At 61.4% G+C, this 14,595-nt stretch carries 12 protein-coding genes; 2 read left to right on the forward strand and 10 right to left on the reverse strand.

Translation table 11 applies throughout. From position 1 onward, the window contains the following. On the reverse strand, positions 1–641 hold a 641-nt coding region (locus tag VNE60_09545; protein ID HVB31754.1), incomplete at its 3' end, for a serine/threonine-protein kinase. A gap of 86 nt (positions 642–727) precedes the next feature. Between VNE60_09545 and polA the strand changes: the two genes are divergently transcribed. Then, positions 728–3,586 carry a DNA polymerase I gene (polA, locus tag VNE60_09550; GenBank protein HVB31755.1) on the forward strand — a complete coding sequence of 953 codons (2,859 nt, stop codon included), beginning with the start codon at positions 728–730 and terminating at the stop codon, positions 3,584–3,586. Between the two features lie 201 nt (positions 3,587–3,787). Next, complete coding sequence (locus VNE60_09555; protein ID HVB31756.1) at positions 3,788–4,171, forward strand: type II secretion system protein; 384 nt, start codon at positions 3,788–3,790, stop codon at positions 4,169–4,171. Between the two features lie 375 nt (positions 4,172–4,546). Here VNE60_09555 and VNE60_09560 read toward each other — a convergent pair whose 3' ends face one another. From VNE60_09560 to mnmG, 9 genes are all read right to left on the reverse strand, one after another. After that, a complete protein-coding gene (locus tag VNE60_09560) occupies positions 4,547–5,449 on the reverse strand; it encodes an ABC transporter permease (GenBank protein ID HVB31757.1) in 903 nt (300 codons plus the stop codon). Then, positions 5,446–6,537, reverse strand: coding sequence for an ABC transporter permease (locus tag VNE60_09565; GenBank protein ID HVB31758.1), 1,092 nt, complete (start codon positions 6,535–6,537; stop codon positions 5,446–5,448). Before VNE60_09565 ends, VNE60_09560 begins: the two co-directional genes overlap by 4 nt. Next, positions 6,534–8,003, reverse strand: coding sequence for an ATP-binding cassette domain-containing protein (locus tag VNE60_09570; GenBank protein ID HVB31759.1), 1,470 nt, complete (start codon positions 8,001–8,003; stop codon positions 6,534–6,536). Before VNE60_09570 ends, VNE60_09565 begins: the two co-directional genes overlap by 4 nt. After that, positions 7,970–8,743 carry a Nif3-like dinuclear metal center hexameric protein gene (locus VNE60_09575; GenBank protein HVB31760.1) on the reverse strand — a complete coding sequence of 258 codons (774 nt, stop codon included), beginning with the start codon at positions 8,741–8,743 and terminating at the stop codon, positions 7,970–7,972. Before VNE60_09575 ends, VNE60_09570 begins: the two co-directional genes overlap by 34 nt. Beyond that, positions 8,740–9,756: a BMP family protein gene (locus tag VNE60_09580; GenBank protein HVB31761.1), complete on the reverse strand. Its 1,017-nt coding sequence runs from the start codon at positions 9,754–9,756 to the stop codon at positions 8,740–8,742. Before VNE60_09580 ends, VNE60_09575 begins: the two co-directional genes overlap by 4 nt. 82 nt (positions 9,757–9,838) lie before the next feature. After that, the gene (locus tag VNE60_09585; protein ID HVB31762.1) at positions 9,839–10,672 is read right to left on the reverse strand and encodes a ParB/RepB/Spo0J family partition protein; all 834 of its coding nucleotides are present in this window, start codon (positions 10,670–10,672) and stop codon (positions 9,839–9,841) included. 120 nt (positions 10,673–10,792) lie between these two features. Then, positions 10,793–11,638, reverse strand: a complete 846-nt coding sequence (locus VNE60_09590) for an AAA family ATPase (protein ID HVB31763.1) — start codon at positions 11,636–11,638, stop codon at positions 10,793–10,795. A gap of 103 nt (positions 11,639–11,741) precedes the next feature. Continuing rightward, positions 11,742–12,467: an SIMPL domain-containing protein gene (locus VNE60_09595; GenBank protein ID HVB31764.1), complete on the reverse strand. Its 726-nt coding sequence runs from the start codon at positions 12,465–12,467 to the stop codon at positions 11,742–11,744. A 165-nt stretch (positions 12,468–12,632) separates the two neighbouring features. After that, the gene (mnmG, locus tag VNE60_09600) at positions 12,633–14,513 is read right to left on the reverse strand and encodes a tRNA uridine-5-carboxymethylaminomethyl(34) synthesis enzyme MnmG (protein HVB31765.1); all 1,881 of its coding nucleotides are present in this window, start codon (positions 14,511–14,513) and stop codon (positions 12,633–12,635) included. Positions 14,514–14,595: the final 82 nt, after the last annotated feature.

Here is a 14,595-nt window from a genome sequence, read left to right on the forward strand (position 1 = left end):
CACCCGGTGAGAAGGAAGTAGGCGATGGTGGCAAGGCTGAATTGATCAGCGGCTGGCGAGACCAGTTCACCGGAAAGCGCCTCCGGTGCCACGTACATCAGCGTGCCAACGAAGAACCCAGCTCTCGTGAGGCGTTGTTCCGGCGAAATGTCGGTATCGGTGGCAATCCCGAAATCGAGCAATTTGACGAGGCCGGACTCGGGATCGTACATGACGTTTTCGGGCTTCAAGTCGCGGTGGATGATGCCCACCTGATGCGCGGCGTGTACGGCGTCGGCAATCTGCGAGACGATCCCAGCTACCTCGGTAGGAGGGAGGGGTCCCTTACGGCGGGCGTACTTCTCCAGAAGCTCGCCCTTGGCCCACTCGATCGCGAGAAAGTGAAGGCCAGGTTCGGCCTCGCCGATCTCGATGGTCCGCACCACATTGGGGTGCTGGACTCTCTCTCCGTATCGTGCTTCCCGGAGAAACCGGGCCACGGCAGTCTTGTCGTTGCGCAGTTTCTCGCGCAGCACCTTGACGGCAACGGAGCCGTGCTCGGGATGGTGCGCCCGAAAAACGGCGGAAGTACCGCCCTCCCCGACTTCGCTATCGAGGGTGTATCCGGCGAGATTTCGCCCCACCATTGAGTCACGTGGCACGCGGCGAACCTAATGTGAGTGGGACAACACAGCAAGCGTCGACTATGTGCAGCATGCCCAAGTACCCCTCTGCGAGGTAGCGGTCTGTGTCCACCCCGTCGGCCCCCCCAGAAACGAGCCGTCTCTTCCTGATTGACGGATATGCCCTGATCTACCGGGCATTCTTTGCGTTGATCTCACGACCGCTGACGACAGGGCGAGGAGAGAACACCTCGGCGGCGTGGGGAATTGCCAACTTCCTGCAGCGCCTCTTGGCCAAGTACAACCCACAGTATGTGGGGTGGGTACACGATTCTGGCCTGTCCTTCCGTCATGAGCGTTATCCGGCTTATAAGGCCACCCGGGAGAAACTCTCCGACGAGCTGCAGGCAGACTTCGACCAGGGAGTCGAACGCATTGAGCAGCTGCTGAGGGCGTACCATATCCCGGTGCTGAGCGTGGAGGGGTATGAGGCCGACGACGTGATTGGAACATTGGCCGTCCAGGGCCTTTCCCGGGGGCTCAATGTGGTGATCGTTTCGGGCGATAAGGATTTCCACCAGCTGGTACAGCCCGGAATTTGGCTGCTGAATCCAGGCCGCGGAGGGCCCGCGGCGGTGGACGAACAGTGGATCGGAGTCGAGAACGAAACCGAGAGGTTAGGCGTTGCCGGGCGGTTTGTGACGGACTACCTGGCGCTCGTCGGGGATTCGTCCGATAACGTGCCGGGAGTGAAAGGCATTGGGGAGAAGACCGCTGTGGAATTGATCCAGACCTACGGCGGGCTGGAAGACATTCTGACGAATGCGGAATCTATCTCGAAGAAGCGGCCACGGGAGGCGCTCCTCTCCCAGGTGGAGAATGCGCGCCTCTCGAAGGAGCTGGTGACGATTCGAACAGATGTCGGTATCTCACTGGACCTCGATGCATTACGCGTGCAATCGCCGGACCTGGCACGGCTGCGGGATCTGTTTGTGGAACTCGAATTTCACTCATTGGCAAAGGCCGCGGCAGCCGAGGATGAGGGAGCGGCAGCCTCGACCGTGGTCTCGCGGGAGGCGCGGTATCGGAGCGTGACATCCGTTGCCGACGTCAGGATGGTGGTGAACAGGGCGCGTGATGCTGGCCGGGTTGCGTTCGACACGGAAACAATACTTGAACCCGGGGCACCCGGAGCCGTGGATCCCCTTCGGGCGATCCTGGTAGGTGTGACACTGTGCGTTGGGCCTGGAGAGTCGTACTACCTTCCGTTTCGTCACGTGGTCGCTGGTCCCGCCCAGACTGCGCTCGCGTTGAACGACACGACGCCTGAGGCCGCTGCACTCGACGCGCGGCTGCAGAGCGCCCCGGGCAACTTGCCGCCGTTGACCAGTCCGGAACTGCAACCACTTCGGGATCTTCTGGAGGACGCGTCGGTCGCCAAGATCGCACAGAATGGCAAGTATGACGCGCTTGTGCTACGGCGTGAAGGAATCAACGTGGCAAATCTGGCCTTCGACACGATGGTGGCGAGCTATGTTCTCGACCCGGGCCGGCGCTCGCATGGCCTGGATATGCTGGCCTTGGAATTCCTCGGCTATCAGATGATCTCGTACGACGATGTGTGTGGCAAAGGGAAAAGTGCGATCAGCTTTGCCGAGGTTCCGATCGCCGTGGCCACGACCTACTCATGCGAGGATGGAGACGTCACACTCCGACTGGCGGCGATCTTCGGGGAGCAGTTGGACCAGCTGGGCCTTCGCCCGCTGTTTGACAAGATCGAGATGCCGTTGATTCCGGTCCTCGCCGATATGGAGGCTGCGGGCATCAGCATTGATCTGAGCGCCTTCGCAGCGCTGAAAGTTGAATTGGTGCGGGAACGCGCCCGGGTAGAACAAGAGATCTACGTCTCGGCGGGGCAGGAGTTCAACATCAACTCCAATGCGCAGCTTCGGGAAGTCCTGTTTGAACGGCTTCAGTTGCCGGTGTTGAAGCGAACAGCTACCGGTGCTTCAACGGATGCCAGCGTGCTTGAGCGGCTCGCCGAGGAAGGGCATGCTCTACCGGGCTTGATCATCGAGTACCGGGAGCTGAGCAAATTGCAGAACACCTACATCGATGCCTTGCCGGCCCTGGTCAATCCGCACACCGGGCGGCTGCACACCTCGTTCAACCAGACAGTGGCGGCGACTGGGCGCCTGTCCTCGAGTGACCCGAATCTTCAGAACATCCCAATCCGGAAAGAGCTGGGACGAGGAATCCGACGGGCATTCATTCCCCGTGATGGGTGGTTGATGCTCGGCGCCGACTATTCGCAGATCGAGCTGCGCCTGTTGGCGCACCTCTCCGGTGACATGGCGTTCGTAGAGGCCTTCCGGTCGGGAGGGGATATCCATCGTGAAACAGCAGGTGTCATTTTTGGAGTTTCAGTGGTCGAAGTGACCCCGGAAATGCGTAGCCGCGCCAAGACGATCAACTTCGCCACGATCTACGGACAGGGAGCGCACGCGCTGTCCCAGCAACTGGGAAGCACCCATGCCGAGGCGCGCGAATTCATCGACCAGTACTTCACGCGGTTTACGGGAATCCGGACGTACCTCGATGCGACGGTCGAGTTTGCCCGGACGAATGGATATGCCGAGACGTTGTTCGGACGGCGCCGCTATATCCCTGAATTGAGGGACAAGAACTTCAACATCCGTGCTTTCGGGGAACGGACGGCGCAGAACACCCCCATCCAAGGATCGGCTGCGGATCTAATCAAGATCGCGATGATCCGCATTGCGCATGCGCTCGCACGGGAGCACATGGAAAGCACGATGCTGCTCCAGGTTCACGACGAATTGGTATTTGAGGCACCCCCGGGGGAGCTTGCCCACCTTGGGGCGTTGGTCAAGCAAGAGATGGAGGGTGCCGCACTGCTGAACGTCCCTCTTGTCGTGGACATTGGCACCGGCCGAAATTGGCTTGAAACCAAAGAGAAATAGGGGAACCTGGGCTGTCGCATTTTGCGAGAAACAGGGCGGTTCGAGCCGTAGAGCTGTCAGATGACACAACTGTCTACACATCGATAAGTATTTGCCAAATCACAGCTTACCTCTTATACTGGACCCCGGCATCCAGATTGCCCACTGAAGGATTGGTAGGATTACGCCGGCGCTGGTTTCTCCTCCTCAGGTGTGGACCCCATGCGGCAACGACGATACGGATTTACTCTGATCGAGTTGTTGATCGTAGTCGTGATCATTGGGATCCTGGCTGCAATTGCGGTTCCGAAATTTCAGAATACGAAGGGGAAGGCGTACGTGGCCGCGATGAAGAGCGACCTTCGGAATCTGTCGGTTGCCGAGGAGGGCTATTACTACGAGCATCGAGTCTACACGACCGTGTTGGACTCCGTGGATTTCACCCCGTCGCATGGGGTGGTCCTGACCGTGATCCAGGCAAATGCCGCGGGCTGGTCGGCGACGTCCACGAACCCCAATGCGTATCCGATGACATGCGCCATTTTCTTTGGCTCCGTGACGCCTGTCGCTCCGGCCACGGTTGAGGGAGAGGTTTCCTGCCAGTAGGGGCGCATGTCAGAGCGATCCGATCCTGGTAGTACAAAGGCCACGATGTATCGGGAATTTTCGTCTCGCCGTGCCGGCATGATACACGCGATGAACGGAGGCTTGTGGCTCCACCGGCATACATGGGAAGGCCGGCCCATGGCGCATCTTGTGTCCACCGATCGTGCGCAATTGCTGAGATACGGCGCGCTCGTGGGGCTGCCGGAAACCCGGCTTCAGTTCAAACGGCTGAAGGATCCATCCACCGGCGAACCCCGTGACGCCTGGCACTGGGATCTTGGCGGGCCGTTTCTTCCCTCACGAGATGAGCCCTAGGCTCCGACGCCGGACAGCACCGGTCGTGCCCCACGGCGTTGCTCGAGACCGCGCGGTGCGCTATTCGCTCCGACCCAGCATGGCGGGGGCGGCGCTCCGCGGTGCGAACATCAAGGCGAACAATGTGAGCGCGTAGGGGAGCATGAGCACGAGCTCGTAATGCAGCGGCCAGCCGAGCGCCTGGACAACGTACTGGACGGCGGTTGCCATGCCGAAGATGCCGGCCGCGACCGCGACGCCAAAGGGATTCCATCGACCGAGTGCCACAATGGCGATCGCGATGAACCCACGGCCCGCGGACATTCCCTCCGCAAAGGTTCCTGCCTGCGCGAGAACCAATGTGGCGCCCGCCAAGCCTCCGAGTAGCGCGCCGAATAGAATGGCCCACACCCGAACGGCAGCAATGGATATTCCGGCGGCGGATGCGGCGCCGGGCGATTCGCCGATCGCCCGGAGCCCCAGCCCGGCGTGGGTTCGGTACAGAAACCACCAGAGCGTGGGCACGAGGGCGTACGCGACGTATGTGACCGGGGGTTGGTTGAAAAGTGCGGCGCCGACCCATGGGAGTGACGCGAGCCCCGGAATGCGAAGGGCACTCGACGTTGGTAGCGAGAGCGCGACTCCCGTGGCGCCGTAGAGTGCTCGATAGAACGCGCCAGTCAACCCGAGGGCTAGCAAGGTGATCGCGGTGCCGGTGATGATTTGATCCGCGCGAATGAAGACGACGAACAACGCCAATAGCAGCCCAAGCACTCCGCCAGCGAGCATTCCGCCGACGTAGCCGCCGCTCGTGCCAAAGCTGCCGGCAGCAACCGTCGCACCAAACGCGCCGGCGATGATCGATCCTTCGAGCCCGATGTTGATCACCCCCGCCCGTTCGGTGACGAGCTCTCCCAGTCCTGCGAGCAGGAGAGGCGTTGCAGTGCGTACCGTGGCGGCGAACAGCGAGGCGATCGGGCTCACGAAGTCGGAGCCTCGGCGGCATCGATGGGGTGACGCCTCCGGCGGGCAACGACGGCGACGATGATGAGGATCAAGCAGGCCTCGATGGCCGAGGCCCAGACGGCGGGAACGCCTGCATCGCGTTGCATGGCCGTTGCCCCGGTCTCGAGCGCGGCGAACAGCAGTCCGGTGCCGACAACTCCAAGCGGATGAAGTCCCGCTAGTACGGCCACCGCGATGGCCGTGAACCCATAGCCCGGCGAGATGTTCTCGTACAGCGCGTACGTCACTGCCGTCACCTCGATTGCGCCGGCAAGGCCGGCCAGCGCGCCGCTGGCCAGCAATGCGCCGGTCGACGTGCTGGAGACGGTGATCCTCCCGGTGGTCGCGGCCGCGAAGGGATTGGCACCCACGGCGCGGAGCCGAAACCCAGCGGCCGTGCGGGACAACGCCCACCATACGAGCACGGCCAGCGCTACCGCGAGCACGATTCCCCAGTGCAGCCGACCCGCTGGAACGAGGCGCCCCAGCCGCGCAACGTGAGGGAGCATCTCGGTCTGGGGATAGATGTGAAGGTGTTCCTGGAGGGGGCCGCGAACCAGATAGGAAACAAGGTCCTCCGCGACGAAATTGAGCATCAGGGTGCTGATGACTTCGAGAACCCCGAAGCGAGCTCGGAGGAATGCCGCGATCCCCGCCCAACACGCGCCCGCGGTAGCGCCGAAGAGCAGAGCGCAGGGAAGGGAGAGGCGCCCGATGACCGGAGCCCACTGGAGACCAACGACCGTCGCCGCGATCGCTCCTGCCAGGAGCTGGCCCTCGGCGCCAATGTTGAAGACGCCGGCCCGAAACGCGATCGCTACCCCGAGCCCCGTGAGAATGAGCGGTACGGCGCGAACGAGAGTGCCGGATGTGAGTGCGTACCACGAGCCGATCGATCCCGTCCAGAACGCGGCAATCGCATTGGTGCCATAGGCGTGCGCGATCCAGAGACCAGCGATAAGGACCATGCCAACGGAGCCGAGAACTGCCGTCGTGAATTCCGCCTTGAACGCGCGGCGCCACGCTGCAGACAGAGGTGGGCTCGAAGGCGCCTCCGGTGCGGTCATGGGGTTCCCAGCATGGCACGGCCTACGAGTTCGCGCACGACGGGCACCTCGCGCACGGTGCCACGGAAAACAACCAGAATTCTTGATGCCAGAAGCAGCACCTCGTCGATGTCGCTGGAATACATGGCCACCGCGGCTCCGGCGGACGCGGCCATGCGCAATCGTTCGTGAATGGCTGCCGTGGCCCTGAGATCGAGACCCCTTGTCGGGTTCTCGACGACCAGAAGATCGGGACGGGGCTCGAGCTCACGACCCAATACGAATCGCTGTTGATTGCCTCCGGACAGTTGGCGGGCAGTGGTGCCGGGAGACTCCGCTTGGACGGAATACTCGTCGAGGAGGACTCGCGTTCTATGTCGGAAATCGCTCCAGTCCATGAGCCCAGAACGCGCGGCAGCATTTCGCAACGCAAGGTTCTCATAGAGTGGAAAGTCCAGAATGAGCGCATCGCGATGTCGATCTTCCGGAACGTAGGACACACGCCCCGACAATCGGAGTTCGCCTGCGTTCACCGGGAACAATCCGGCAAGCGCGCGCAGCAGTTCGCTGTGCCCGGATCGCTCTACAGCGGCGAAGCCAACGATCTCTCCCGCGTGAATGGTGAACGAGGCGTTGGCGATGCGTCTCTCGCCACGGGCGCCCCGGAGGTTCAGATCGACCGCCTCCACGAGCAGTTTGCCCTGGGTCGTGCCAGGAGAAGGCCGCGTGGGCATCTCGGGGGGAGCATCGGGAAACATGGCCGTCGCCAGCGCGTCGGCCGTGAAGTGGTCGGTAGAGCCGGTAGTGACTAGCTGGCCGCGGCGAAGCACCGAGATGTGATCGGCGCTGCCAAGCGCCTCGAGAACCTTGTGCGTGACCAGGGCGACGGTACCGCCGCCTGCAGCGAAGCGTCGCAACCAAGCGAGGAGTTGCATGGCCTCTGCGGGGGCGAGCACTGCCGTGGGTTCGTCGAGAATAAGAACGCGAGCTCCATGCGCCAACGCCTTGATGATCTCGAGACGCTGCTGGGCGCCCACGGTGAGGTCCGAAGTGAGCGCTGACGGATCGAGTTCGAGGCCGGCTGATGCGGCGGTATCCAGAACCAGCCGGGCGGCCGCGGCTGGACTGAAGCGGCCGCGGCTGCCGAGAGCCACGTTCTCGGCGACGGTGAACGCGGCGACGTTGGAGAAGTGCTGTTGCACCATTCCGACGCCGGCGGCGATTGCATCTCGTGGCGACCGGTAGACTGTGTGAATGCCGCCAACTTGGATCGATCCACTATCTGGAGCGACAAGGCCAAACAGCACCCGCATGAGGGTGGACTTTCCGGCGCCGTTCTCGCCGAGAATCGCGTGGATGCGCCCCGGTTGAAGCCGGAGATCGACCGTTTCGAGGGCTCTTGTTCGGCCGAATCGCTTGGTGATACGGGAGAGCGCGACTTCGGGCGCAGGCCTCACAGGCCGGTTGGCGCGTGGACGAATGACCATGGCAATGCGAACGCCTGCTCGAGTTCCGCCGCGAGCGCCTGCACGCCGAGCGTTTCGGTGGCGTAATGGCCCGCATAGATCACGGCGAGCCCACGTTCTTCGGCCTCCACGCCGGTATGGTGCGGTCCTTCTCCCACGACGAGCGTGTCGATTCCCTGCTCTTGCGCTTCGCGGAGGGTATCGGAGGAGGCGCCGGCGCCGGTGAGGACGCCCCAACGCCGCGTGCGGCGCTCCGGGGCGAATGGTGAGGCGATGACGTGAGACCCGAAGGGTTCGGCGAACGTGCGTGTGCGATGCAGCAATTCGGCGGTGGTGAGATCGGCTGAGCCGGCAACACCGATATCGATGCCGCGAAACCGCCCGAACCCTGCGTCCGGGACGAGTCCCAAGCGTCTGGCGAGCAGCGCGTTGTTGCCCAATTCGGGGTGGCGATCCAGCGGGAGGTGCGAGGAATAGACGGCGAGATCGTGCGTGATGGCGAGCTGGAGGCGTTCGTATCGTGTGGCGACGATTGGTTGGGGCTCGCTCCAGAACATGCCATGATGCACGATGAGCAGAGTGGCGTGCGCGGCTATCGCGTGGCGCACGGTGGGTAGCGAAAAATCCACCGCCGCGGCCACCTGGCGCACGTCGCCGGTGTTGGATAGCTGGAGGCCGTTCAGCGCGCGGTCATAGTCTGGGATGTCTGCATGGCCCAGGCGGATGTCCAGATGTCGCGCGATGTCGGCGAGATGTGTCATGGATGAGAACGGGCGTTGGTGTCGGTGGCAGAAAAACTGCCGCGGCGCATCTGCGCTTGCACCGAATCGACCTGCTCCGCAATGGCGGGTGGGATCCGCGACTGGAGGGCAGGATTCAGGACGAGGGTCACGACTTGGTCGTTCATGCCCAGCCAGACCACGTGCGGGTGGAACTGTTTGGCTTTCACCTCACGCGCGAGCGTCAGAAATGCATGAGGAAGGTCGATCACGACGCTGCCCAACGTCACGGTAGGAGCCACGGCGTTCTGGTTTGAATTGGTTCCAAAGATCAAAGCCCCCTTGGACTGGCGCACGGCTTGGAATATTCCCAATCCAGCGGCATCGGCATTCTGGAAGATGACATCGACACCCTGTGTCAATTGCGCGAGAGCTTGTTCGCGAGCGGCACTGACGTCGTCCCAGTTGCCGATGTACGAACTGATGACTTTGACGCGTGGATCTATGCGCTTGGCGCCAGCGGCGAAGGCATCGAAGCTCTGTTGAACCGGGGGAAGCTGGGTGCCGCCGATGACGCCGATGATGTGGGAGCGACTGACGCCGGCGGCGATCATGCCCGCCAGGTACGAGGGGTTGGCGAAATCGAACTGAAGTGCGGCGAGATTGGGCCCGGCGGTATTTCCTGAGGTAGTGACGAAGATCGTATTGGGATAGTGTGGCGCCACGCGCGCGGCGGCGTCCTGAAACTCAAAGCCGTGTCCAATAACGAGGGAAAAGCCTTGGGCACCGTACTGGCGGAAGTTTTCGTCGAACTCTGCGGGTGTGTCGGTCTGGACGTTACTGATCTGGGCGTTGAGAGAATCGCGAATGCGAAGGAGGCCTTGGTAGGCACCGGCATTCCACGAGTGATCGGAGATAGGGCCGGGAGTAAGGAGGGCGACGCGAAAGGCTGGGGCGGACGATCGTGAGGCATTGCTCCCGCTGGGGCCGCAGGCAAGGGCAACGGCAGCAGCGGCCATGTTAATATATGTGACAAACCTTTGTTTTGCTTTCATGTCAACGTCGATAACACGTTATGTGACATAGTATTACTGATGTTAATAACTTGTCGCTAACCGGAATCTAAACTAACGGTTATCAGTCTTGCGCCTCTGCCCAGGAGCGGCCAAGAATCAACTCAAGGACGCGGTCCAAGTCGTCTGAAGAGTAAAATGCGATGTTGATCGAGCCCTTCTCCTTGGCCGAGAGCTGGATGCTCACATCCGTCTGTAATGCTCGGCGTAAGGCGTCTTGGATCTGACGAACTGCCGGGGGTATTGATCGTTCAACCGTCGCGGTGCGTGGCGCAATCGCGGGTGCGGTGGGCTCGGGGGTGGCCGTCACCAGAACGCGCACGGCGCGTTCAGTGTCTCGAACGCTGAGTTGACGCGCGACGATATCTGCGGCAAGCCGGCGAATGGCCTCCACGTCCTCCAGAGCGAGCAGTGCGCGGGCGTGCCCCATGCTGAGTTGGGCCTGCTCCAGCATCGTGAGCACTTGGGCGGGAAGCGCGAGGAGTCGCAGAAGATTGGAGACGGTCGAGCGGTCTTTGCCCACCGCTTCGGAGATCTGCTGGTGGGTGAGTTGGAACTCGGCGTGCAGCCGCTCATAGCCGCGAGCCTCCTCGACCGCATTCAGGTCGGCACGCTGCAGGTTCTCGATCAGGGCCAGGGTGAGCATGGTTCGCTCATCGGCGGGGCGAACAATGGCGGGGATTTCTTGCCAGCCCAGTTGACTCGCGGCGCGATAACGGCGCTCACCTGAGATGAGTTCAAACACTCCATTCATCGAGCGAACGACCACGGGCTGCAACAATCCAGACGCCTTGAGTGAGGCGCGAAGTTCGGCGAGCTCTGCCTCGGGAAACTCCCGCCGGGGCTGAAACGGATTCGGCCTGATGAGGGCGAGCGGGATGCGTTGCAGCTCACTCAACTCCGAACCAGACGGGACGGTGGTTGGCTGGGTCGCACGTGAGCCCATCAGTGCTTCGAGTCCTCTGCCTAGCCTGCGGGGCTTCTCCGGTGTCATGCTTGGACCTGTTTTTGGGTTCCGCTATGAACTGACATCTGACTTCGCATCCAATCGCTGCATAAGCTCTTTGGCTACTTTGAGATAGGCTTGTGCGCCAGACGACGCAACGTCGTAGAGAATGATCGGCTTGCCAAAGCTTGGTGCCTCGGCTAAACGAACGTTTCTCGGAACGACGGTGTCGAAGACCTTGCTTCCGAAATATTCCCGTGCATCGGCCGCGACCTGGCGGGAGAGGTTAATCCTGGCGTCGTACATGGTCAGCAGCACACCGTCAATTACGAGCCCTTCGTTGAGATTCTTCTGGACGAGGTGGAAAGTGTTGAGTAGTTGGGAGAGTCCCTCGAGAGCGTAGTACTCGCACTGTAGAGGAATCAATAGCGAGTCGGCAGCAACCAGCATGTTGAGCGTGATCAGGCCAAGAGATGGCGGGCAGTCGATAAGAATGAAATCGTATGAGCTTCTGAGCGGTTCAAGCGCCCGCCGCATGATCTGCTCACGATGCTCCTGCCCTGCTAGCTCTATCTCGGCGGCGGCGAGATCAGGAGTGGCCGGCAACACGTCGAGATGCGGAAACTGGACTTCGTGAACTATGGCCTCGGTAGCAGTGGAATCGGCCAGTAGGATGTCATAGGTCGAGGCGCTGAAGTCCGCTGCGGAAAGCCCGATCCCACTCGTAGCGTTTCCCTGCGGATCTCCATCGACGAGAAGAGTCCTCTGCTCTGCCGCGGCAAGGCTAGCGGCCAGATTCACCGCGGTGGTCGTCTTACCGACACCGCCCTTTTGGTTGGCTACTGCAATAATTCTTGTCACGTTGGAAAGTTGGAGGAGAGACGCCAAATATAAGGTCCTGACTTCGAGATCAACCAAGGCCGCTGAGATTGGTCAGGAAAATGGGGCGTTCCACGTGGAACGCCCCATAGAGCCACTTGGTGCAATCCGGTCCTGTTCGTCAACCCGGCTACCTGAGGGCCTACTGGTTAGGGATGAATCGCCAGCTTGCTGTAACTGTTGCAGTGACAGTCTGTTGACCGGCCAGAATCGGGGTCTCCGGGGCCGAATTCGCGGCCATGGCCCGGAACACGCCCTGGGGCTGCGGCTGCTGATCCTGCCCGTCATTCGAGAGTTGCAGCAATGGGCCCAGCCGACCGCCGGCGGCCACGGCCATGGCAGTTGCTTGCGATTTCGCACTCGATACTGCAGCTGCGACAGCCGTCTCGACCGCACGCTGTCTCTGCGACGAAAAGAACCCAATGGACGACACTTGATTAGCGCCATGATCCAGGGACATGTCGATAATCTTTCCGACCAGGCGCAGATCGGAGATGTCTACGCGAACCGTGTTGGCGACGAGGTAGCTCACGGTGTGCGGGGCCTGGCCGTCCTTGTCGTACCGCGTTTCCGGAGTGACGGAATAACTCTCGGTGGAGGTCTGAGAGTCGCGGATTCCGATGGACCGAAGGCCGGCGATTACCGAATCCTGCTTGCGAGCATTCTCAGTCGCCGCTGCTGTTGCTGATACGGCGCGGGACTGCACGCCCAGGGAAATCTGTGCGCGATCTGGAATGACGGTCACTTCTCCGTGTGCCGTCATCGTGATGGTCGGCTCCAATGACGACGTATGCATCACCTGCGCCGAGAGTGACCGCACGAACACAAGAAGTATCAATGGCGCAACCCAGCCGATTCTCCGATGCATGAATTCGTGCTCCTGATTGGAGGGCTGAACAACGGGCCTTCGGTGGCTCTGGTTCAAAAGAAGTGTTTAGTATCCAAGTGCACCTAATTAACCATGTTTAATGTGCAATATGCTACTAATTACAAACAGCTCCCGCACCACTCCGAGAATCTGCGATGAGACCATCTACCGTTGCCGGCGGTGGACTTCAACCACGAGGTTCTGGAGATCTGTGGGACTTACTCCCGGGATCCTGGAAGCCTGCGCGATGGTCGCGGGTCGATGCGAGGCGAGTTTCTGTCGTGCTTCCAGGGACAATGAGTTCATGTGATCGTATGGCAGTTCATCATCGAGTAGCAACCCGGCCATGCGGCGGAGTTGATCGGCTTGAGCACGTTCGCGATCGAAGTAGCCTGCGTACTTGAGTTCAAGTTCCACCGCCCGAACAGTCTCTCCGTCCCACACGTCCACGAGATCTGCGGCGATGAACAGATCACCGAGGGAAACGCCGTGTCGTTTGGTGACCTCGGCGATTCTCTGTGCATGCAACAGCGGAGAGCTCCCTGCACGGTCGAGCACGTTCGCGGCCTGTTCCGGCGTGATGCTCGTGGCGTTCGCCGCTCTGAGAATATGCTCCTCAGCATCGAGGCGACGGTCGAGGAGGGTCTGCTCGTTGGAACGGAGAAGGCCTAGCTGTCTGGCGACCGGGCCAAGACGGCGAATCGCGTTGTCCTGTCGGACGGTCAGGCGAAATTCGGATCGGGAGGTGAAGAGTCGATAGGGTTCGTCGACACCTCGCGAGATCAGATCATCGATAAGGACGCCGATGTACGATGTCTCCCGTCCCAGTACGACCGGAGAGCGTCCCTGCACCGCCAATCCGGCGTTCAATCCGGCGATCAAACCCTGGGCAGCAGCCTCCTCATAGCCGGTAGTTCCATTGATCTGGCCTGCGAGGTACAACCCACGCATCGATCGAACGCGAAGCGTCGCATCCAGCTGGGTCGGCGAGCAATAGTCGTATTCGATCGCATACCCGGGGCGGGTCATGCGGACGTCTTCCAATCCAGGAACGCTGCGCAGGAGCAACAGCTGTACCTCGGCAGGCAACGACGTGGACAGCCCGTTGACGTACAGCTCAGACGTGTCGAGTCCTTCGGGCTCGAGAAAGATCTGATGACGCGCAGCATCGGGGAACCGAACGATCTTGTCCTCGACCGAAGGGCAATACCGGGGGCCACGGCTGCCGATTGCGCCGCCATACATGGCCGAGCGTTCGAGATTCTCGCTGATGATCCGGTGCGATGCCGGGCTGGTGTAGGTCACCCAACACGGAAGCTGTTCGGGGTGCCGCGTTCCGGCGTCGCCGCGTCTCGGGCCCGCCCAGAAATGCGACCAGGAAAAGTTGAAGGACTCGATCTCGCTATCCTGACGGACCAAGGAGCCAAGATTCACTGAGCGGCCGTCGATTCGCGGCGGGGTGCCGGTCTTGAAGCGGGACACCGAGAGCCCCATCTGTTCCATCTGCTCGGCGAGATGTATGGAGGCGGTTTCTCCGGCGCGCCCCGCGGAGAAATTGGTGTTCGTGCCGATATGAATCCGACCGCGCAGGAACGTGCCGGTGGTGATGACTACGGCCGTGGAACCGAACCGCCGCCCGTCCAGAGTCTCGACGCCAAGTACCTGGCGGGAAGACTCGTCAAGGAGCAGACGGGCCACCGTCCCTTGGACGAGGAAGAGCCTCGCATGCTCCTCCAGGAGCGAGCGCACGGCACGGCGGTACAAACCACGGTCGCACTGTGAGCGCGGAGCCCACACAGCTGGCCCCTTGCTGCGGTTCAGCATCCGGAACTGGATGGATGCCAGATCGGCCGCTCGTGCCATGACGCCGCCCATCGCGTCCACTTCGCGCACCACTGTTCCCTTGGCTACTCCACCGATGGCGGGATTGCACGACATTTGCCCGATCGTCTCGAGAGCGCTCGTAATCACACCAACGCGAGCTCCAGTTCTCGCGGCAGCGACGGCAGCTTCGGCGCCGGCGTGACCGGCACCGATGACGATCACATCGAACTCGGCTTCTGGTCCTGTCATACCATGGGGAGAAAGTCGTAATATGCCGTTACAACGCAGAATGCCGTTCGATGTT

The sequence above is a fragment of the Gemmatimonadaceae bacterium genome (assembly GCA_035533755.1).
GTDB lineage: Bacteria > Gemmatimonadota > Gemmatimonadetes > Gemmatimonadales > Gemmatimonadaceae > JAGWRI01.